Source organism: Pseudomonas putida, from assembly GCF_050990305.1.
Classification (GTDB): Bacteria; Pseudomonadota; Gammaproteobacteria; order Pseudomonadales; family Pseudomonadaceae; genus Aquipseudomonas; species Aquipseudomonas putida_AH.
In genome coordinates this window covers 1,687,581-1,707,667 of the sequence record NZ_CP158817.1, presented here as the reverse complement: position 1 = coordinate 1,707,667, position 20,087 = coordinate 1,687,581, and the positions used below count along the sequence as shown (strand labels likewise).

Annotated in this window: 17 protein-coding genes; 8 read left to right on the top strand and 9 right to left on the bottom strand. The window is 56.7% G+C overall.

What is annotated here, in order from left to right:
- Positions 1-36: 36 nt before the first annotated feature.
- Complete coding sequence (locus tag ABTV22_RS07910; RefSeq protein WP_433739333.1) at positions 37-603, bottom strand: NAD(P)H nitroreductase; 567 nt, start codon at positions 601-603, stop codon at positions 37-39.
- Between the two features lie 121 nt (positions 604-724).
- Here ABTV22_RS07910 and ABTV22_RS07905 point away from each other — a divergent pair, with 121 nt between their 5' ends.
- Entirely contained in the window at positions 725-2,179 is a 1,455-nt protein-coding gene (locus tag ABTV22_RS07905) for a TrkH family potassium uptake protein (RefSeq protein ID WP_433739332.1), read from the top strand.
- Here the strand turns inward: ABTV22_RS07905 and ABTV22_RS07900 are convergent.
- Positions 2,136-3,197 (bottom strand): AraC family transcriptional regulator, encoded by a 1,062-nt coding sequence (locus ABTV22_RS07900; protein ID WP_433739331.1) that lies wholly within the window; start codon positions 3,195-3,197, stop codon positions 2,136-2,138. The two genes, ABTV22_RS07905 and ABTV22_RS07900, sit on opposite strands and share 44 nt — an antisense overlap.
- Before the next feature lie 160 nt (positions 3,198-3,357).
- On the opposite strand from ABTV22_RS07900, the gene ABTV22_RS07895 reads away from it, so the two are divergent.
- Entirely contained in the window at positions 3,358-3,669 is a 312-nt protein-coding gene (locus tag ABTV22_RS07895) for an Mpo1-like protein (RefSeq protein WP_433739330.1), read from the top strand.
- Between the two features lie 15 nt (positions 3,670-3,684).
- Positions 3,685-4,275, top strand: a complete 591-nt coding sequence (locus ABTV22_RS07890) for an HD domain-containing protein (RefSeq protein ID WP_433739329.1) — start codon at positions 3,685-3,687, stop codon at positions 4,273-4,275.
- A gap of 92 nt (positions 4,276-4,367) precedes the next feature.
- On the opposite strand, the gene ABTV22_RS07885 is transcribed toward ABTV22_RS07890, so the two are convergent.
- On the bottom strand, positions 4,368-5,183 hold the full coding sequence (locus ABTV22_RS07885; protein ID WP_433739328.1) for a UDP-2,3-diacylglucosamine diphosphatase: 816 nt from the start codon (positions 5,181-5,183) through the stop codon (positions 4,368-4,370).
- Positions 5,184-5,329: 146 nt separating this feature from the next.
- Between ABTV22_RS07885 and ABTV22_RS07880 the strand changes: the two genes are divergently transcribed.
- Positions 5,330-6,094 (top strand): AraC family transcriptional regulator, encoded by a 765-nt coding sequence (locus ABTV22_RS07880; protein ID WP_433739327.1) that lies wholly within the window; start codon positions 5,330-5,332, stop codon positions 6,092-6,094.
- 153 nt (positions 6,095-6,247) lie between these two features.
- On the top strand, positions 6,248-7,141 hold the full coding sequence (locus ABTV22_RS07875) for a DMT family transporter (protein ID WP_433739326.1): 894 nt from the start codon (positions 6,248-6,250) through the stop codon (positions 7,139-7,141).
- On the opposite strand, the gene ABTV22_RS07870 is transcribed toward ABTV22_RS07875, so the two are convergent.
- From ABTV22_RS07870 to recQ, 4 genes are all read right to left on the bottom strand, one after another.
- Positions 7,135-7,422, bottom strand: a complete 288-nt coding sequence (locus ABTV22_RS07870) for a SelT/SelW/SelH family protein (RefSeq protein WP_433739325.1) — start codon at positions 7,420-7,422, stop codon at positions 7,135-7,137. The genes ABTV22_RS07875 and ABTV22_RS07870 overlap by 7 nt on opposite strands.
- 190 nt (positions 7,423-7,612) lie before the next feature.
- On the bottom strand, positions 7,613-9,187 hold the full coding sequence (locus ABTV22_RS07865; RefSeq protein WP_433739324.1) for a type IV pilus assembly protein FimV: 1,575 nt from the start codon (positions 9,185-9,187) through the stop codon (positions 7,613-7,615).
- 127 nt (positions 9,188-9,314) lie between these two features.
- On the bottom strand, positions 9,315-9,749 hold the full coding sequence (locus tag ABTV22_RS07860; protein WP_433739323.1) for a MarR family transcriptional regulator: 435 nt from the start codon (positions 9,747-9,749) through the stop codon (positions 9,315-9,317).
- Between the two features lie 129 nt (positions 9,750-9,878).
- Positions 9,879-12,005 (bottom strand): DNA helicase RecQ, encoded by a 2,127-nt coding sequence (gene recQ, locus ABTV22_RS07855; protein ID WP_433739322.1) that lies wholly within the window; start codon positions 12,003-12,005, stop codon positions 9,879-9,881.
- Positions 12,006-12,379: 374 nt separating this feature from the next.
- Between recQ and ABTV22_RS07850 the strand changes: the two genes are divergently transcribed.
- The 3 genes from ABTV22_RS07850 to ABTV22_RS07840 all read left to right on the top strand — a co-directional run bounded on the left by ABTV22_RS07850 (position 12,380) and on the right by ABTV22_RS07840 (position 15,315).
- Entirely contained in the window at positions 12,380-12,967 is a 588-nt protein-coding gene (locus ABTV22_RS07850; RefSeq protein ID WP_433739321.1) for a UPF0149 family protein, read from the top strand.
- A 10-nt stretch (positions 12,968-12,977) separates the two neighbouring features.
- The gene (locus ABTV22_RS07845) at positions 12,978-13,373 is read left to right on the top strand and encodes a YbaN family protein (RefSeq protein WP_433739320.1); all 396 of its coding nucleotides are present in this window, start codon (positions 12,978-12,980) and stop codon (positions 13,371-13,373) included.
- 160 nt (positions 13,374-13,533) lie between these two features.
- On the top strand, positions 13,534-15,315 hold the full coding sequence (locus tag ABTV22_RS07840; protein ID WP_433739319.1) for a hypothetical protein: 1,782 nt from the start codon (positions 13,534-13,536) through the stop codon (positions 15,313-15,315).
- Between the two features lie 71 nt (positions 15,316-15,386).
- Here the strand turns inward: ABTV22_RS07840 and ABTV22_RS07835 are convergent, their stop codons facing one another.
- Together ABTV22_RS07835 and ABTV22_RS07830 are read right to left on the bottom strand one after the other, a co-directional pair.
- On the bottom strand, positions 15,387-17,669 hold the full coding sequence (locus tag ABTV22_RS07835; RefSeq protein WP_433739318.1) for an autotransporter outer membrane beta-barrel domain-containing protein: 2,283 nt from the start codon (positions 17,667-17,669) through the stop codon (positions 15,387-15,389).
- Between the two features lie 216 nt (positions 17,670-17,885).
- Complete coding sequence (locus tag ABTV22_RS07830; protein ID WP_433739317.1) at positions 17,886-19,844, bottom strand: hypothetical protein; 1,959 nt, start codon at positions 19,842-19,844, stop codon at positions 17,886-17,888.
- Between the last annotated feature and the right edge of the window lie 243 nt (positions 19,845-20,087).

Here is a 20,087-nt window from a genome sequence, read left to right as displayed (position 1 = left end):
TCCTGGGGAGTGAGCTGTGGCGAGGGGATTGGGGGCTCAGTTGCTACCAGGCCAGGCGCTGACGAACTCGGCCAGATCCACCTTCTCCGCCACGCGCGGTTCCTTCTGCGGCGTGCCCAGGTAGAGGAATGCAATCACCTCTTCCCCTTCCGCCAGCCCCAAACCCTTGGCCACATGCGGCGAATAGGCCAGGTCGCCCGTGCGCCACACCGCACCAATGCCTTGCGCATAAGCCGCCAGCAGAATCCCGTGGGCAGCACAGCCGGCCGCCAGCAATTGCTCGGATTTCGGGTATTTGACGTGATCCTGTACCCGGGCAATCACCACCACGACCAGCGGCGCACGCAGCGGACCATTGCGCGCCTTGTCGATGGCCGCTTCGGTGACTTCGCCATCCTGCAGCTTCGCCGCTTCAGCCAGCAGCTCGCCCATTTGCTCACGCGCCGCGCCTTCAACGGTCAGAAAGCGCCAAGGCTGCAAATGGCCGTGATCCGGCGCCCGCATGGCCGCGGCGAACAACACGTCGCGTTGCGCTTGAGTCGGTGCCGGTTCGACCAGTCGTGGGACGGAAACACGGTTGAGCAAAACGTCGAGAGCCTGCATCGGCCACCTCCTGAAAAAAATGTGCGGCTATTCTAGCTGTAACTGCCGCGCCAGTGCCGGTTTACATGCCCTGCCCCGCAGGTAGAATGGCGCCCTTCCTTATTTCAGCCGAGCGGACTTCATGGCGTTGCCGACCTTACGTCTCATTGGTTTCATCATCGGCATCTTCCTGATAACCCTGGCCATCGCCATGGTCGTGCCCATGGCCACCCTGGTGATCTTCGATCGCACCAGTGACCTGCCGTCCTTCCTCTGGGCCAGCATGATCACCTTTGTCGGCGGCCTGGCCCTGGTTATTCCCGGACGTCCTGAACATGTCCACCTGCGGCCACGGGACATGTACCTGCTGACCGTCAGCAGTTGGCTGGTGGTGTGCATCTTCGCTGCGCTGCCGTTTTTGCTGACCCAGCACATCAGCTACACCGACTCGTTCTTCGAAAGCATGTCCGGCATCACCGCCACCGGTTCGACCGTGCTCAATGGTCTGGACAACATGTCTCCCGGCATCCTGATGTGGCGTTCGTTGTTGCACTGGATCGGCGGCATCGGCTTCATCGGTATGGCGGTCGCGATCCTGCCGTTGCTGCGCATCGGCGGCATGCGACTGTTCCAGACCGAGTCTTCAGACCGCTCCGAAAAGGTCATGCCCCGCTCGCACATGGTGGCGCGCTTGATTGTGGCGGCCTACGTCGGCATCACCATTTTGGGCAGCCTGGCGTTCTGGTGGGCCGGGATGAGTCCATTCGACGCCATCAACCATGCGATGTCGGCCATTTCCACCGGCGGTTTTTCCACCTCGGACCAGTCCTTGGCCAAGTGGACACAACCAGCGGTGCATTGGGTGGCCATCGTCATCATGATTCTCGGCAGCCTGCCGTTCACTCTTTACGTGGCCACCCTGCGCGGTAACCGCTGGGCGCTGTTCAAGGACGAGCAAGTGCAAGGCCTGATCGGCATGTTGCTGGTGACCTGGCTGGTGCTGGGCACCTGGTACTGGTGGACCACCAAGTTGCATTGGCTGGAAGCGCTGCGGCACGTGGCGCTGAACGTGACGTCAGTGGTGACGACCACCGGTTTTGCACTGGGGGACTACAGCCTGTGGGGCAATTTCTCGCTGATGCTGTTCTTCTATCTGGGCTTTGTGGGCGGCTGTTCAGGTTCGACCGCTGGAGGAATCAAGATTTTTCGCTTCCAGGTCGCCTATATCCTGCTCAAGGCCAACCTTAACCAACTGATTCACCCCCGCGCGGTGATCAAGCAGAAGTACAACGGTCACCGTCTCGATGAAGAGATCGTGCGTTCGATCCTGACTTTTTCGTTCTTCTTCGCCATCACCATTTGCGTGATTGCGCTGCTGTTGTCGCTGCTCGGCGTGGACTGGATGACCGCCCTGACCGGCGCGGCCAGTACCGTGTCCGGTGTCGGTCCGGGCCTTGGCGAAACCATTGGCCCGGCCGGCAACTTCGCCTCGCTGCCGGACGCCGCCAAGTGGATTCTCTCGTTCGGCATGCTACTGGGCCGACTGGAGATCATTACGGTGTTTGTGCTGTGTATTCCGGCATTTTGGCGTCATTGACCGCTTCAGAGGTTTGCATCATCCGCACCCGGTACTCGCCGGGGGTGGTGTCGAACCAGCGCCGGAAGGCGCGAAAGAAGTTGCTCGGATCAGCGAAGCCCAGCAGGTAGGCAATTTCCAGCAGGGTCATGGTGGGTTGCGCCAGATACTGCTCGGCCAGTTCTCGCCGGGTGTCGTCCAGCAAGGTCTGAAAACTCGTGCCCTCTTCCTGCAAGCGCCGCTGCAACGTGCGTTGCGACAGGTGCAGCGTCTGCGCCACGGCATCGCGCTTGGGTTCGCCCTGAGGCAACAGACGGCATAACACCTGGCGTGCCTTGTGGGTCACGCGACTCTCGGAAAACCGCGCCAGGTACTCTCCGGCAAACCGATCATGCAACAACGCCATCGCCTCGTTGGCGGTCGGCAACGGCGCCTCCATGTCCGCGCGTTCGAAAATCAACGCATCGTAGGGCGCGTTGAACACCAGCGGCGCATGGAAGGCTTGTTTGTAGGGCTCGAGATCGACGGGCTGGTCGCCCTGCACCAACACCTTGCGCGGGTGCAGCGTGCGTCCGGTCAGCCAGCCACATAACGCCAGGGCGCAGGCCAGCGAGGCCTCGGCACTTTGACGGGTCGGTGGCAAGTGATCGCCGTGCACCGTCAGAATCAGCGCATAGCCCTCGTCCAGCAGCCGAAAACTCAGGTCGGCACTTTCGGCAATGATTCGCTGGTAGCGCACCAAACGCTTGAAACCTTCGGCCAGGGTCTGGCTGGACATCAAGGCGTAACCCGTCACATGAAATTGTGCCGGTCGCACCACCTTGCCCATGTTCAGGCCGATCGCCGGGTTGCCGGACAGCTCAACCGCGCGTTGCCAGAGTCGTGTCATGGAATCTTGCGGGAAGCGTGCATCCGGATCATCCAGTGCCGCGTAGTCGAGCCCCAGTTGTTTGAACAGAACCCGGCAATCCAGGCCGTCCATTTCCAGTGCTTTGACAATCCCCATTGCCCAGCTTGCAGATGTCGTTCGTTCGCTCATGTCGGGTTCTTACATGATGAGCCGCATGCCACGGCTGATTTCCGAAGGATACTAAAGTGGCGCCGATTGTCACTGGCCGACGCCTTTGATCACTCTAGACTTAATTAAGCTACCCGCAGAACAACTTGCAGTCATAACAAAAACCACAGAGATCGCAGTCGTGGAAAACATCAAGCGTTTCAACAGTTTCGCTGAGTTTTACCCGTATTACCTCAGCGAACATAGCGACAGTACCTGTCGACGGTTGCACTTCATTGGCACCACGTTGGTCATTTTCATTCTGGCGATGACCATTGGCCGTGGCGCCTGGATGTTGTTGTGGGCGCTGCCGCTGGCCGGCTACAGCTTCGCCTGGGTCGGGCACTTTTTCTTCGAAAAGAATCGCCCTGCGACTTTCCAGCATCCCTTCTACAGCCTGCTCGGTGATTTCGTCATGTACCGGGACATGATCCTGGGACGCGTGCCGTTCTAGTCAAGAGGAATGCCGATGAATGCCAATGCTCGCTTCACTCATATGAAAGATGGTACGCAAGAAGACTGGGCGATCATCGCCGCGGACTTCAGTGCCTACGCCAGCCAATTGCCCTCGCGGATCGTTGCGCACCTAAAGTTGCTGGAAGGTGATTTCGGCGGTTTCCCCGTGGATCGCCTGACCCACTCCCTGCAAACCGCCACCCGTGCCTGGCGCGATGGTCGCGACGAAGAGTATGTAATCTGCGCCCTGCTCCATGATATTGGCGACACGTTGGGCTCCTATAACCATCCGGACATCGCCGCAGCGATCCTCAAGCCGTTCGTCAGTGCCGAGAATCTGTGGATGGTGGAAAAGCACGGGATTTTCCAGGGCTATTATTTCTTTCATCACTTGGGGATGGATCGACATCTACGCGAGCAATTCAACGGCCATCCGCAGTATCAGGCGACCATTGAGTTTTGTGCCAAGTACGATGCGGCGGCGTTTGATCCTGCGTATGAGACCCTACCGTTGAGTTTCTTTGAACCGATGATGGAACGGTTGTTTGCACGGCCGAAGAACTCGATCTACAAGGCTGCACTGCAAGAACATCTGCCTGTTTAAGATCAAAAGATCGCAGCCTTCGGCAGCTCCTACAAGCACAGCACAATCCTGTGTAGGCGCTGCCGAAGGCTGCGATCTTTTGATTTTATCTTTTACGCTGGTTCCGCAACCTTCAATGCCCTCAACTGCGCCTCCCGCGCCTGGGCATCCGCCAACCGATACAACTCGATCGTGCCGTCCCAGTGCTCGATCAGCGCCGTGCACGACTCCACCCAATCGCCGCAATTGAGGTAATCCACCTCGCCGACCTTGCGAATCTCGGCATGGTGGATGTGCCCGCAGACCACGCCATGCAGCTCGCGTTTGACGCATTCATGGGCGATGGCTTCTTCAAAGTCGCTGATGAAACTGACCGCGGTTTTCACCTTGTGCTTGAGGTACGCCGACAGCGACCAATAGCCGTAGCCATAGCGGGCACGCCAGTGGTTGAGCCAGCGATTGAGGGTCAGGGTGAATTCGTAGGCCGAATCGCCGAGAAACGCCAGCCAACGGTGGTAGCGGGTAATCACATCAAACTGATCGCCATGGATCACCAACAGATGCCGACCGTCAGCGGTCACGTGCACCACTTCGTCCACCAACTGAATGTTGCCCAGAATCAACTTTGAATAGCGACGCAGGAACTCGTCGTGGTTGCCAGTGACGTAGATCACTTCGGTGCCGCGCTTGCTCATGGTCAGCAAGCGTCGGATCACATTGGTATGAGCCTGAGGCCAGTACATACCGCCGCGCAGTTTCCAGCCGTCGATGATGTCGCCGACCAGGTAGATTTTGTCGGCGTGATAAGCCTTGAGAAACTGCGACAGGTGCTCGGCCTGGCAATCGCGCGTGCCCAAGTGCACGTCGGATATCCACAGGGTCCGTACACGCTGTTTACGGGTGGGTTTGGCGAGCTCGGCGCTGGTCATGGACAACCCTCAGGACAAGTTTTGGCAAGCTTGCGCCCGTCGGGTGAATCGACCATGACAGCGGCAAGTCAGTCCTGTGACAACGCACATGCGCCAGGCCGGTGTAGACTGCGACCTGACTCGTCAAACCCGCCACGAGATCCGTGATGAGACCGATCCTCACCCTGCGCCAGTACACCGAAGACCTGATCGTCCACAGCCACGAACACGCGCAACTGGTGTTCGGGCTGTCGGGTGCTCTGGATTTCGAAGTCGACGGGCGTGGCTCTCAGGTGGTTCAGCAGAGTTTCGTGGTGGTTCCGTCGGGGTTTCATCATGCCTGCGGCAGTGCCAATGGCAGTCGTTGCCTGGTGCTGGATGTGCCTGGCGACCAATGGATCAGCCAGTCCCTGGGTGATCATGCCGAGGCCAGTCGCCGCTTGCTCGACAATGCCGGTCGGTTATCGCTGGATGCCGGGCAAAGCCAGTTGGTCAGCTGGCTGGCCAACAGTCCGGTCGATGACCCGGTGATTGCGCAACAAGGCGCGGTGCTTTTGCTGGCCAGCCTCAATAACGCCAGGCCCGACAGTGTCGGCGGGCGGCGTCTTCCTTACGCAGCATTGAATGCCCACATCGATCAATACGCCGCCTACCCTCTGCAAGTCGCCGATCTGGCGCGTGTGGCCGGCCTCTCCAGTGCGCGCTTGCACGCGCGGTTCGTCGCCGAATGCGGACAAACGCCGATGGATTACATACGCAGCCGACGCCTGCACAAGGCCGTGGGATTGCTATGCAGCTCTGACCTGCCCATTGGCGAGATTGCCTGTCGCATTGGGTACAGCTCCCAGAGCGCCTTTGCCGCCGCGGTGCTGCGTGAGTTCGGTGCCTCACCCGGCAAGCTGCGACGCGAGGCTGGCGACAAAAGACGATAGTCCAGCGACAGACATAACTGGCTGAAATACGCTCCAATATGTAGGAGCTGCCGCAGGCTGCGATCTTTTGATCTTGATTCCAAGAAACAGAATCAAAAGATCGCAGCCTGCGGCAGCTCCTACATTTTCGAATGTTTGCTGTTAAGGATTGCCATGACGCCCCGTACCGCCCTTGGCGCTTTGCATATCGGCGCACTGATGTTCGGCCTGACCGGTGTGTTCGGCAAACTCGCAGCCGCTTCCCCGGCCATCATCGTCTTCGGCCGGGCGGCATTCGCAGTGCTGGCGCTGGCGTTCTTCGCACGATTCGCCAGCACTACCCGCTGGCAAAAACTCGAAGCCGTGGATTGGCGCCGGTTGTTGCTCAGCGGCCTGCTGCTGGCCGGGCACTGGGTGAGCTTTTTCATTGCGGTGAAGGTCGCTGGCGTGGCCATCGCGACCCTGGGCTTTGCCAGTTTTCCAGCCTTTACGGTGATCCTCGAAGGGCTGATTTTCCGTGAACGGATTCGTGCCAATGAAATCCTGCTGGTGGTGTTGGTGAGCGTCGGGCTGGTACTGGTTACGCCAGACTTCGATCTGGCCAGCGGCGCCACGACCGGCCTGCTCTGGGCAGTGGCTTCCGGCTTGCTGTTCGCCCTGTTGTCGCTCACCAACCGCGCAAGCTCTGGACGCATCCCGCCGGTGCAGGCGGCGTTGTGTCAAAACGTGGTGGTCGGATTGTGCCTGCTGCCTGTAGCAGCACCGCAATTGAGTGAAGTACGCGCCATCGACTGGCTGTGGATCGCGTTGCTCGGCATATTCTGCACTGGCGTGGCCCACAGCCTGTTTGTCGCCAGCCTGGCAGTGATCAAGGCACGAACCGCCGCAGTGGTCTTCGCCTTGGAGCCGGTATACGGCATCACTGTGGCCTGGCTGTTGTTCGATGAAAACCCGACCCTGCGCATGTTGCTCGGTGGTGCGCTGATCATCGTCGCGATTGTGGTATCCAGCAGACTCGCCGGCAGTTCAAGCCAAAAAACCGTTGCCGTCGAAGCCTCTTCTCACTGAGTGCGGTCGTTGTGCCCCAGGTCGCGGTCCGGATCGATCAGGTCTCGGACCCGTTGCTTGAGCACCTTGGCTTCAGGGAAACCGCCATCGGTTTTGCGCTCCCAGATCTGTACCTCGTCGCAGACAATCTGAAAGACCCCGCCGGTACCCGGCACCAGGGACACTTTGCCCAGGTCGTCGCCAAACGTACTGAGCAGTTCCTGGGCCAGCCAGGCCGCACGCAATAGCCACTGGCACTGTGTGCAATAGGTGATGATGATTTCCGGTTTGTGGGGGGGCATGGCGGGTGTAACTCCTGAGACAGAGGGCAACATCATGATAACTGCACTGACCGTTTTTGATCTGTAGGAGCAAAGCTTGCTCGCGATGCAAGCACCGCGCAGTGTCTGTCAGACCGCATGATCGTTCATCGCGAGCAAGCTTTGCTCCTACATTATCGGATGCTGGCCAATAGACCGTGTGCCGTCTGTTTCATTTGCTCATCGGCGTCCGTTTACCTGCGTTATTCGGTTCGGACGGTTCCTGGTTGAATGGTTCAAGCTCAAACGACGGACTTGATTCGCTGAGCTCGTCGAGAAAGCGGTCGTCCAGGGGCTCGGAGGCCGGTTCGATTTCCCACTCAATCTCTGGCTCTGGCAGTATGGGCTCGCTTGAAGGAGGGGAGGTGGACGACGAATGTTCCAGCGGATCGATCAAATCCCAATTCGTATCCATCGACAGGTCGTCCAGGTTCAATTGGAACTCATCCACGACCGGCTCCGACGCCATGGGCGACATCACCGTTGGCGCCAGCGCAACCGGTGCAATAGCGCGCAATGTCGGATGGCGCGCGCGAATGCCTTCAAGCTTTTGCGCGTCAAACCCGGCACGGCGCAAGGCATTTTCCTGCGCCTCATACGCTGAGACAGCACCTTGCTTGCCCAGGACCTCCAACAGTTGCACCGCCAGATCGGTCCGCTGCGGCTCCTTGATCATCGCCTCTCGCAACAGCTCGGCGGCTTCGGTATAGCGGCCGTAGGTCAGGTAGATCGCCACCGCTTCCAACGCATCGCTCACTGGGGTTTCTTCATGGTGTGCGTGTGTCGATTGAAGTGCAGCGGCGTGCGTTTGGGGTTCTGTCGTGTGACTGCGCGGCGGTTCATGGATGGACGATTGACCATCGGCCGGCTCGAGCATCGCCCGCCCCTGCTGCCGTTGACGACGCACCCATACAGCCAGCAACACCAGTACCAGCAACAACAATCCACCCAGCAATAGCCAGTTCGTCCCGGGCTCCTCGACGACTACAGGTGCAGGAGCCACGGCCACCGGCGCAACAGCTTCGCCAGGGGCCTGCCTGATTTCGGCCGGTTGGGCTTGCAGGGCCGCCAGCTGCTTTTTCTCACCGGCGATCTGCTCATCCTGGGCCTGAAGCTTCGCGTTGAGTTCATCAACGGTTGCCTGCAACTGCTGGTTCTGTAAAACGCTGGCAGCCAATTGCTCGGCAAGAGGATCCGGTGCGAGTGCGGTAGCAGGCGTTGGCAGCGCACTCTTCGGCGCAGACGCGGACGCGGTGGCAGGCTGGACACTGGGAAACGCAGACGCCGGCCGACTGGCCAATGGCTCATCAGTGGCAGGCACAATGCCTGGCGTGCCCGGAGGATCGATCAAAACCGTGTACTCACGCAGCAAGCGGCCATTGGGCTGATTGAGCTGCACAAGAAAATTCAGGAAGGGTTCATTGACGGGTTTAGTGGACGTCACCTGAATCAGGTTGCGGTTACCCCGCAGGACCGGTGTGAACTTCAGGTCGTTGAGGAAGAACACGCGCTCGACACCCGCGCGGCTGAATTCGTCCGCCGAGGCCAGGCTGACCGACAATTCACCCTCCTCCAGGCCAGCGACATCCAGCAGGGCAATGTCAGCGCGTAGCGGCTGGTTCAGCGCCGAATGCAGGGTGATCTCACCCAGCCCCAGCGCTGGTGCCAATGCCGACCAAGTGACCGCAGCGCCGGCCAGTAACCACCTGGCGCAACACCGTACAACGACCCGCCGACATTCAAGCATGAGCATCCCTTAGGTAACTAAAACTAACTTGCACGTGTTCGCACATCCGGTACGAACACGATATTGCCAAGTAGTTCTTATAGTCTGCTCAACGCGGCATCTCAGAAAACGGGCCTGGAGCAATGCCTCAAGATTTTTCCAGGTTGGCCAGAATGTGCCCGTGCACCCGCATGCAGACCACCAAATCCGCCTCATCGACGCCTTCGAACAATTCGTGGCGCAGTTGGTTGGCAATGGTTTCTATTTGTTCGATCAGAGGACGCGCCGGAGTGCAGAGGACAATTTTTTTCGCCCGACGGTCTTCAAGGACCGATTGGCGTTGCACCAGGCCCTGGCTTTCCAGGCTGTCGAGTAGCCGGGCCAGGGTCGGTCCTTCGACGCCGACGCTTTGCGCCAGCTCACGTTGGGTCGGGGCTTCGTTGAAACGCGCGAGGTGCAGCAGCACCAGCCAGCGTGCCTGGGACAATCCGAGGCCAGCCAGACGGCGGTCCAGTTCGGCACGCCAGCCGCGCGACATCTGGGCCAGTTGCATGCCAAAGCGGTGTTGTTCGGTTAACGGCATAAAACACTCATGATCAGACTGAAATAAAGAAAAACTAATTATTAGTCAGCTAAGCATGAGCCTCGCTTCGAGGCAAGGTTTGTTCTGTACTGAATCGTTACACTAGTGAAACCCTTATCAGGGAACCTCTCAAATCTCGAATTCGGACTGCAACGCCGCCCGAACACAGTACAAAACGCCTTCTGGTACTCGGCCCGCAAACAGCGCGGATACTTCCGACACTGGCGGCAACTCGCCTTCGCCATCGAGGAACGCGTCCTGCACTTCGCCCATCAAGTCTTCGGGCAAATCCAGCGCCTGCTCCAGCGACAACTGCTGCTTGCCAATAGCTTCGGCGAGCATGGTGTAGACGTTCTTTTCCGAGCATTGCAACTGACCGGCAATCTGCAACGGCGTCATGCCGGCCCGCGCCAGAGTGATCAATTCGTGGCGTACGTCGGCCACCGGTTTCGGTGCTTCGACCTGACCGCCGAGCACCTCGAGGAAAGCCTCGCCGTAACGTTCCAGCTTGCGTGCGCCAACGCCGCTGACCCTGGCCATTTCCGCCAACGAGGTGGGTTGGCTGCGCAGCATTTCCAGCAAGGTTGAGTCGGGAAAGATGACGTACGGGGGCACGCCATGCTCTTCGGCAAGCTTGCGACGCAGGGCACGCAAGGCCTCCCATTGTTCGCGTTCTTCGCCACGGACCAGTTGGCTGGCTTGGCTCTTGCTGGTTTTCACCGTGGTTTGCGCCTTGAGATCGCGGCGCAGCTCCAGGGTCACTTCTCCCTTGAGCAGCGGTCGGCAGGTGTCACTCAGGCGCAGCCCGCCGTAGCCCTCATGATCAACGTCGGCCAGGCCACGGGCCACCAACTGACGGAACAGCGAACGCCATTCGCTCTCCCCCAGCGCCTTGCCGACACCGTACACCGACAGATGCTGATGACCGAAGCTGCGCACTTTTTCGTTGTCCTTGCCCAGCAGGACATCCACCAGATGGCCAACACCGTAGCGCTGGCCGGTACGGAAGATCGCCGACAACGCCTGACGCGCCGGTTCGGTGGCATCCCAGGTCTGTACGCCATCGATGCAGTTGTCGCAGTGACCGCAGGGCTCGGGCATTTCCTCGTCGAAATAGGCCAGTAGCGCCTGGCGGCGGCAGCGAGTTTCTTCGCACAACGAAAGCATGGCGTCCAGCTTGTGGTGCTCCAGACGCTTGTGGCGCTCATCGCCTTCAGAGTTTTGCAGCATTTGCTTGAGCATCACCACGTCTTGCAGGCCGTAGGCCATCCAGGCATCGGCCGGCAGACCGTCACGGCCACCACGCCCGGTTTCCTGGTAATACGCCTCAAGGGATTTCGGCAAATCGAGGTGCGCGACAAAACGCACGTTGGGCTTGTCGATGCCCATGCCGAACGCCACGGTGGCCACCATGATCAGGCCTTCCTCGTTAAGGAAGCGTTTCTGGTGATAGGCACGCAGATCATTGGGCAGGCCGGCATGGTACGGCAGCGCCGGGAAGCCTTGCTCAGTGAGGAATGCTGCGACCTCCTCAACCTTTTTGCGCGACAGGCAATAAACGATGCCGGCATCGCTGCGCCGCTCGGCCAGGAACGCCAGCAACTGCTTGCGCGGCTGCTCCTTGGGCACGATGCGATAAAAAATGTTCGGCCGGTCGAAGCTCGACAGGAAGCGTTCGGCGTTCTGCAGGTGCAGGCGGGTGACGATTTCTTCCCGAGTGCGCTTGTCGGCGGTGGCGGTCAGGGCGATCCGCGGCACCTCGGGGAACATTTCCGCCAGCTGACCCAGTTGCAGGTATTCCGGGCGGAAGTCGTGGCCCCACTGCGACACACAGTGCGCTTCGTCGATGGCGAACAGGGCGATGTTCAGCCCTTGCAGGAAAGACAGCATGCGCGGTTGGACCAGGCGTTCCGGGGCGAGATAAAGCATTTTCACTTCGCCGCGGCGGATGCGGGCCGCCAGATCGCGTTGCTGTTCGGCACTGAGGGTGGAGTTCAATGCCGCCGCGGCCACACCCAGCTCTTCGAGGGTAGCGACCTGATCGTCCATCAGGGCGATCAACGGCGACACCACCACCGCCAGACCCTCGCGCAACAGCGCCGGTACCTGGAAGCATAGGGATTTGCCGCCACCGGTAGGCATCAGGACCAAGGCATCGCCGCCACTGGCCACGCGCTCAATGATTGCACCCTGACGGCCACGGAAACTGTCGTAGCCGAAGATGTCCTTGAGGACGCGTTGAGCCTGTTCGAGCATAGAAACTCCAAAAATCACCGAAACATCCCTGCACAGGCTGGTTCAGAACCCACAAAGCTGCACCGACAAATCGTAAATGCACATTGCATGACGCTTCACATTCCAGCCGTGACGCCAGCAGGGCATCACAAAACGCGCGAGTATACCCGACCCCTCCCCTGCAAAGGGCGCCGCTGAGAAGAGCGAATCGACATGATCCTTTGTAGGAGCTGCCGAAGGCTGCGATCTTTTGATTTTCAATAGACAAGATCAAAAGATCGCAGCCTTCGGCAGCTCCTACACGTAGAGGGGCAGCAAATATGCCGTGCGGCTGGCCCCAGCGCTCAAGAAGGCCTAGAATTCCCGCATCGAATATTCCCCAAGGTAGTCCATTAATGTCCTTCGCTGAGCAACTAACCCGCCTGCAAGTCTTCCTCGACGCCGATGAACTGCATGACGAGGCGCTGGACTACGTGGCCGCCCACGGCTACCTCACCGCCCTGTCGATCTGTGCCGAAACCGTTCCCGATCGTGAGTGGATCGATGCCCTGTTCGCTGAAGAGCCGCATTACAGCGGCGAAGCCCAGCGCGAAGAAATCGAAGCCACGCTGATCGGCCTCAAGGCCCACATCGCCCGCCAATTGGCTTCCGACGAAGAGTTCGAGCTGCCTTGCGATCTCGACCTGGGCGACGACCCGGACGATTCCGAGCTGCGCGGCTGGTGCATCGGCTTCATGGAAGGCGTGTTCCTGCGTGAAGAAGCCTGGTTCGAAACCGCCGAAGACGAAGTCAGCGAAATGCTGTTGCCGATCATGGTCGGTTCGGGTCTGTTCGACGAGCAACCGGAGTTCGCCGACATCGCGGCCGACGCCAACCTGATGGACGACATGATCGTACAAATCCCGGAAGCCCTGACTGCGCTGTACCTGCTGTGCAACGCACCGGACGAAAAACCAGCGATCCTCAAGCCTCGTCACCACTAAGGTCCTGCCTATGGACAACCCCATAGGCAACCGCCCCCTGATGTTGCGCTACGTGCTGCTGGCCATTGGCTGGCTGAGCGTAGCGTTGGGGGTGATCGGGATTTTCCTGCCGGTACTGCCCACCACCCCTTTCCTGCTGCTGGCGGCCGCCTGTTTCGCCCGCAGCTCGCCGCGCTTTTACAACTGGCTGGTGGAGCATCCACGGCTGGGTCCGTGGATTCGCGACTACCTCGACGGCAACGGCATCCCATTCAAGGGCAAGGTCTACGCCATCGGCCTGATGTGGGTGAGCATCCTGTTTTCCTGCTACCTGGTGCCCCTGCCATGGGCACGTGGTTTTATGTTGACCAGTGCGGTGCTGGTGACGGTATACATTGTTCGGCAGAAGACCTTGCGCAAGTCTTGAATGCCTCTGCTTTGATTAGCGGGTAAAGACGACCTTAGTTGCCCGAAGCCCATCTCCACTCATCGGAAACCCGTTGAAACCTGTTATTTCTGACAGTAGTCAACCCGCTTATCCGAGGCATTAAATCACTCCGTACCTTTCCCTGAACGGAGTCATTGCCATGACCGATTCTCCCTCGAACATTTCACCGCCGTCCCACGACAAGCTTGATGAATTGCAGCCTACTTTTCGCCGATTGGATGACAGTCAAGGCAATCCCATTACCAACCGAACTACATTCGACAGGCAAATCAAGATTACCGGCAACAACATTCAGGCTAACAGTGGTGTCATCATCATGAATTTTGATGATGAATTGGGTAGAGCCCGGAGCGATGCACTTGGAGAGTTTGAAACTGCTCTACTACCACTATCGAAGTACGATTGCCATGAAGTGCGTATTGTTGGCGATTACGATATCGGACCTTCATCGCTGCCCAGAAAATTTACAGCGGCGAGAGACAAACCGGCTATTACTGAAGTATCCAGTAATGGCCTGCCGGTTTCTCCTGGCGACACCATTCCGGGCCCTGATGTCACGGTGGCCTGCGACTCTTTGCCGAACGCGGATTCGCGGTTATTCAATGGTGAAACGTTACTGAAAACCGAAACAGCCAATGCATGCGGCAAAATCACTTTTGAGTTGAGTGCATTGGAGCCAGGCGAGTACAGCATCACGTTGAAGGACTCCAGTGATAATGAGTCGCAGGCTTTCAAGTTTATTCTGGGAGAAGCCGCTGTTACGCCGGCAACCCTCGACAAAGTCACCGACCTTGACGGCAACGAAATTCCGAAAAACTCCACAACGTCCAAAACTTCCCTATATGTCGAAGGAGAAGGTGAAAAGGGTCAGAAGGTAGAAATTTTCAACGGCACCGATTCGCTTGGCGAAGCAGACGTAGATGCCACGACAGGTCGCTACAAGTATGAGATTGGCCCGCTTGCTCCAAAAGCGTACAACCTCACCGCCGTCGCAAAATGGGAAAATGGCGGCACTTCCGATCCGTACCCGTTTACCGTAGCGGCTATCAAACTGGCAACCCTCGACAAAGTCACCGACCTTGACGGCAACGAAATTCCGAAAAACTCCACAACGTCCAAAACTTCCCTATATGTCGAAGGAGAAGGTGAAAAGGGTCAGAAGGTAGAAATTTTCAACGGCACCGATTCGCTTGGCGAAGCAGACGTAGATGCCACGACAGGTCGCTACAAGTATGAGATTGGCCCGCTTGCTCCAAAAGCGTACAACCTCACCGCCGTCGCAAAATGGGAAAATGGCGGCACTTCCGATCCGTACCCGTTTACCGTAGCGGCTATCAAACTGGCAACCCTCGACAAAGTCACCGACCTTGACGGCAACGAAATTCCGAAAAACTCCACAACGTCCAAAACTTCCCTATATGTCGAAGGAGAAGGTGAAAAGGGTCAGAAGGTAGAAATTTTCAACAGCACCGATTCGCTGGGCGAAGCAGACGTAGATGCCACGACAGGTCGCTACAAGTATGAGATTGGCCCACTTGTTCCAAAAGCATACAACCTCACCGCCGTCGCAAAATGGCCAAGTGGCGGCACTTCCGATCCGTACCCGTTTACCGTAGAAGCGACCGTCGTAGCACCAACAGAAACCCGCATTTATGATGCCGACGGGAACGTAATTCCTGATGGAGGCGACATTGCTAAGAACTGGTTAATAGCCAGGGGAAATTACCTTCCGGATAGTAAGGTCCAGATCAAGCTCAACGGGGTCATTCAACAAAAGCAAGAGGACACCAACGCTGAAGGCCAATGGGTGTTTTTCTTCAGCCCGCTCACAGTCGGCACCATCTATAAAATCAGTGCCCTGACTCCAGATGGGAAAGCTGAATCCAATGAGTGGAGTGTCAAAGCGATCCCCCCTGTCTAAGGCTGGAAAAACTGATCGTCTGCAGGACGAAAAAAAACCGCTCATCAGCGGTTTTTTTTCAACCCAGACTTTTAAAACCGGTAGCTCACACCCAATGTAGCCGCCACAGGCTGCTCGATGTTTTTACCCTTGGCATAGTCCACGCCTACATCAAGACGCAGCTTCTCGGACAATGAAACCGTCACCCCAACGCCGGCTTCAATACCCGTACCCGCAAGGTTATTGTTGATCGGATTTCCATTGACCTGAACATTGTTGTCGTTCGATGCGAACTCATGCACCAGCGCCGCCCGCCCGTATGGACGCACCTGAGTGTCGCCCAGTTCGATGCTTCGACCGACCATGGCGCCCAGCTTCGTGCGCAACGAATACGTGCGGTCACCTTCGGCTTCCATGCCATTGTCCAAGTGATAGTTCTTGCCCTGAATCACTGCAGTGGAAACCTGGGCAGATGGTTTGGCAAACCAGCCATCTGCAAGTTCGATATTGCGACCGCCTTCGACGATCGCGCTTATTGCCGAGTTGCTGTAATCGCCTTCTGCACGTTTTCCATCGCTCAGGGTGACTTTGGACTCGTTACGCAAATGGTTGAACTTCAGTGCCCCATCGACGTAGTAGCCATTTTCCCTATTCAGCCAACCAAAATAAGGACCGAAGTAGTAGCTGTTGACCGTGGCAGAGGTGCCACCATTGAGGTCAAGATCGGATTTGCTGTAACCCATCAACAGACCGACAGTCCAGGGACTGTCACCGAGTCGAGTGTCAGCGCCCAGGGTGAAACCCTGCTGCCGTTGACGATAACCCACACCTGACGAACCGTCGTCAACGTTCCATTTGTTGCCATACGACCGGACCCAGAGGCCGTGGAGTTTGTCGTCCGATTGCAACTCGCCCATGCGGTTTTCCAGCGACTTCAACTCGCCATACGACACGGTTAAGGCCGTTTGAAACAGGGCCGCCACCGATTGCGCACCGGGAGTGAGGCGGGTGGTGGGATTCAGATAATACTCAGCCTCGCCAGCAGCGTTGGTTCGCTCGGCCAAATCGTACTCGAATGTTCCTACATCGACTCGACCGCCCAGTAGGGAGAACGCAGCCTGATTATTGCCGATTTGCACCAGCGTCAATTGTTGAGGCGACTTCGCGTCCGTACCCGAAGCATTGACGGCCAATTCATAGCTGCCGGTGGCCGTGCCGGCCTTCAGCAAATCGCTTTCACCGGTCTGGAAATTGCCCTGCATGGCAATGATACCGCTGCCAGAAAGCGTACCCACTTCGAGCTGCCGATTCGCACGCACCGCGCCAGGTGCACCGAAATTAACCGTACCATCGTTCATCGCCAGGTTGTCGATGCTGTCATTGCTGACCATGGTCAGGCTTGACCCACTGTTGAGACTGAGGGTGCTGTTATTCAAGCGCCCGGTGAACGATGAGCCATTGTTCAAGGTGACATTGGCGGTAGAGCCATCCTCGCGCAGGATGTCACCTACCATCGAAGCCCCGTTGAAAGTTAGGTCGACGCTACTGTTCCGGAGGACCTGCACGTTACCCTCCAGGGCACTGCCGACGACATTCATCGCCGCGGTGGAGGCACCCTGCACTTTCAACAGATTGCCATCGGAAGCACGCAGGATGGCATTGTTCTGCACCTGAATCGCCGCGCCTTGAACGCCGCCTTCCACCAGAATCGCCGGCCCGTTGCGACCTTCTATAGTGGAGTTGTCCAGTAACAATGAATTGGTACCACGGCGGTTGGCGTCATTGGTCATTCGTACGCCCGCGCTGTCGCCGCTGATCAGCGTACCCGCCAATGCGCGCACTTCACCGCCACGATTGTCAAGGCCGACGCTGCCGGCATTGGTGCCTCTGAGTTCGCTGCTGACCAGCGTCAAGGCGCTCAGACCGGTGACCAGTGCGCCGGTTTCACCGCCATGGAATGTGCTGTCAGTTGCGGTCACAGTCGAGCCAGCAGTGGCTGATGGCGCACGGCTGAGCCACAGCGCTTCAGCGTCGGCAGTGACGGTGGCCCGTTGAATCGTGGCCTGGCTTTCAGTCACCAGAATTCCATGGAAGCCACTATTGCCATTGACGGTAGTGCCATCGATGTTCAAGGTCGACCCGGTTTGGATGGTCAGGCTTTGTGTCGTGACTGTCCCTGCATTGAGTACGCCACCATCTTGCACCAGGTAGTCGCTGATCGGATCAGTCGGATCGATTGTCCTGTTCTCGCCAGCACCAACAATGATCGCCGCCATTGCCGACGGGCTCATCAAAAAAAAAGCCGGCAACAATGCCAGCACTTTGAACGTGACTGCGGTACTAGGTTTATGTGGGATCGGCTTGTCAAAGCTCATGGGGGCTGTCCTTTCGTCTTCTTATCTCCTGCAAGGAAGCGGAGAACGTTGAGGGCTGCGGACGATACAGAGACTACCTACAAAAAAATGTAGGATTAATCTCTGAAAACGTAAGAAAAAACCAACACGGATTGGTTAACAACAGACGTATATCCGGCACCTCGACACCGGATATACGCAATTAACTTTACCGGAAGGATTTCTATATATTTTCACTCACGGAAAAGGAACGACCCCAGTGATATCGCAAGTATCTCCGCCATAGCTCATATTGATTCGAAAAACTTCACTTTCGGTATGGACAAACTCACCATCGATAGTAACGTCATAGAAAAGTTTCCCCCAAGCATTTCGTGTCACCAACAGGTATTCATAGGGAACAAGAACATGTGCGCCGGTCCCTACGTTTGCCGGATCAAATGTAAACTCGTCCTCCACTGTTGAATCCGGAATAATATCGGGCTCAGTTGCTGCTGCGCTAGAGTAGCCGACATATTTCCATTTAACCGTGAGATTTTCCAGTTGTGAGTCACCAGGAACTCGAATGACGGCCCCTACCTCGCCACTCATCTTTCTCAACGACGAACAAATGATGCCAAAATCTTCGTCTTCGTGAACAAATGTTGGAGCCTGCAGGACAATTGGGTTTAATCTCACATTCGCCAACCCCAGCACAGACACTGACTGATTATTGTTTTTTGTATGTTCTGCATAGTACTGAAGCTGTGTAGTTGCATTACTACCTACGCTATCAATAAAGTCCCACTTTAATGTAAGAGGTATTGGATCCGGTGGGGTTCCGGTCGCTGGATAGGCGTAAACTCCGCCAGGTGCCGGAATTGATCGACCGCCGTATAAACCGTAGATCGTATCTCCCAAATTAAATTCAGCATGACGCGGCACGTTGAGAATAACGTCGCCACCATTTTGCTTATCAGCCACCGTCAGTATGTTGGACTGAGAGACCGGCCCTTTAAGTGTAGGGACAAGTGCAGTAACATCCGGCGGGGCATAATTTGGAGGTACTATGGGAGCCAACGGCATTTCTACATCAATCGGAACCTGTCTGGTAAGAGGTGTCGATGGGAACAAAAAGCCCAAGCGTTCAATCTGATAATCCAGTTTTACTTCTCTGCTGTGCCCCTGAGCAAGCAGGGCCGAGAGACTGAGTTGAGACTGGAACGGAAATTGGCTGATAGACGATGGAGGTTGCTTTACGCCATCGATAATAAACACAATCTTATCCAGTGTATTGCTGTAGTTTGTGTACGCGTTTTGAAGACCCGCTGTGACCCCATCAATAAATTGTTGAATTTCCAGCTTATCGCCCGGAGCAGTTATCTGAGGAAGATGCAGCGCATTGAAATTAGTTGGGCGTCGCTGCTGAAATACAAAAACCTCTTTAACGGGCGATCGCGTGGCCTTAACTCCTGGATAAGTGTTACCCTCGACAATAATAACGCACTTCCCACTAAAAGTTTCCACATGACTCGCGGCCAATTGAAAAACGATTGGATCATCTTTGTTGGCCTCCGTAACCCTCCACGTACCCACCACATTAGTAATGTCAACGGACTGCCCGATCCTGCACTCAATAACGTCTCCCAATCTTGGATTTTGATAAGCAAACATCAAGGGAATGGTATTGCCGTCATCAAAATCTTCCGGAGCGATGCCCGATTGATCCACAGATGGGTTGACACTTATCGGCCGGTCAAAAACTTGAGGATCGGGCTGTACAATGTATTTGAATGTTTCATACGGACCAGTGTTACCACCGAAGTTAATTCGATTACCAATTAACTTCACCCCGGGTGTATCTTTAGCCGGCAATGTTAGTTTAAGGACGATAGGAGTTTCCGGATCGGCTGGTGATTCGCCTCTATATCGATCCGCTGCATTGTTCGGAGATCCATCAAGCATTAAGTCAATCAGAAAAACGGTTGACACCGGATCAGTCATATCCGGAAATGGTGCAACTAGCCATTCTGTCACCTGCCCAAACGAGCTAGCCGGTTGATAGTGCCCTCCTCCCTCAACCAAAGGGGACAAAAATGAATTTTCTGGATAAGGGGTGGGCGCCTTGTGATCATCAACAGCGAGACTGGCTCGATACGCCAGGTACTCCGCTCTTTTTTTATTAGCACTTACAGAAAAGTTCTGTTTACTAGACATCTTAATGCTCCTTTGCTTTGAGCTTTATTGCCCTGACGTTTCGGACCACAAATGCCAGACTCAGAACTCCGGCACTTTCATTCGCAATGACCGTGTATTGAATAAAACTTTGTCTTAAGCCCTGATGCCTTGATTTAAAGACAGAGAGCCGAAACTGACTACTGTCAGAAATCACAGGTTTTGCTGCCGCTGGTCGGATACTTCCCAAAACTGCGCACAACAAAAACCCGCCCCCTTACACAA